The organism is Ideonella azotifigens (assembly GCF_006519715.1).
Lineage (GTDB): Bacteria > Pseudomonadota > Gammaproteobacteria > Burkholderiales > Burkholderiaceae_C > Ideonella > Ideonella azotifigens.
This window is the reverse complement of record NZ_VIDT01001020.1, coordinates 1-1,467: the sequence shown is the minus strand read 5'-3', so window position 1 is coordinate 1,467 and position 1,467 is coordinate 1. Positions and strand designations below refer to the sequence as shown.

Genomic DNA, 1,467 nt, shown 5'->3' with positions numbered 1-1,467 from the left:
AACAACGCCCCGGCGCGCGACGTCTTCCTGGCCCTGGCCGCGGATGGGCGCTACAACATGCTGACGCACCCGGAGCTGGCCGGCAGCATCTCGGTGACGCTGCGCCGCGTGACCATGCGCGAGGCGCTGGAAGCGCTGCGCGATGTGTACGGCTATGACATCAAGGTCGATGGCCGGCGCATCACCGTCTACCCGCCGACCATGCAGTCGAGGGTGTTCGTCGTCAACTACCTGCCGACCCAGCGCAATGGCCGCAGCGAAGTGCGCGTCAGCTCGGGCAGCTCGACCGCGCAGAACAGCGGCAACAACAACAACAGCGGCGGCAACAGCGGCAATGCCAACGGCAACAACGGTTCGAACGGCAACGGCAGCAACAGCAGCACGCAGATGGAAAGCACGCAGCTGACGACCCAGTCGCACAGCGACCTGTGGGGCGAGCTGGGCGATGCCATCAAGACCATGATCGGCACGGCCGGCGGCCGCAGCGTGATCCTCAGCCCGCAGGCCGGCATGGTCGCGGTGCGGGCCATGCCCGACGAACTTCGCCAGGTCGAAACCATGCTGAGCGCCGCGCGCATGGCCATCGAACGCCAGGTCATGCTGGACGTGAAGATCGTCACCGTGGAGCTGCGCGAGGGCTACCAGAGCGGCATCGACTGGTCGGTGCTGCGCGGCCGCGGTGCGGCAGGCAACACCAGCGGCTACGGCGGCAACCCGCTGCTCGTCAACAACAACGGCCTGCCCACGCTGACCCAGGCCGCCGACCTGGCGACCGACGCGATGGCGCTGCCCGGCGCGGGTGGCGGGCTGTTCGGCCTGTCACTGGCAACCAACGGCTTTGCCGCGGTGCTGGGCTTCCTCGAAACCCATGGCGAGGTGCAGACCCTGTCCAGCCCGCGCCTGGCCACGCTGAACAACCAGAAGGCGGTGCTGAAGGTCGGCACGGACGATTTCTTCGTCACCGGCGTGTCCGGCGGCACGGTCACCACGTCCACCGGCACCAGCGCCGGCCAGACCACGCTGCCCACGCTGACGCTGACGCCCTTCTTCTCCGGCATTGCGCTGGACGTGACGCCGCAGATCGACGCCGGCAACATGATCACGCTGCACGTGCACCCCTCCGTCAGCAGCGTGGCCGAACGCTCCAAGCAGATCGACCTGGGCTCGCTGGGCGCCTACAAGCTGCCGCTGGCCTCCAGCAGCACCAACGAGACCGACACCGTGGTGCGCATTCCGGACGGCCAGATCGTCGCCATCGGCGGCCTGATGCAGATGGAGACCACGCGCCAGACCTCCGGCCTGCCGGGCAGCGCCGAAAATGCGCTGACCGCCACCGTGCTGGGCAACCGCAACAACGCTGGCAAGAAGAAGGAACTGGTGGTGCTGATCAAGCCCAGCATCATCCGCTCGGCCGACGACTGGGCCGAACACACGCAGGCCGCCTGGGCCGCGCTGGACAACCGCGAA

At 68.0% G+C, this 1,467-nt stretch carries 1 protein-coding gene; it reads left to right on the top strand.

Annotated features, from left to right (window positions below):
• Positions 1 to 1,467, top strand: a 1,467-nt coding sequence (locus tag FKP22_RS30230) for a pilus (MSHA type) biogenesis protein MshL (RefSeq protein WP_141291906.1), incomplete at both ends; no start/stop codon positions are given.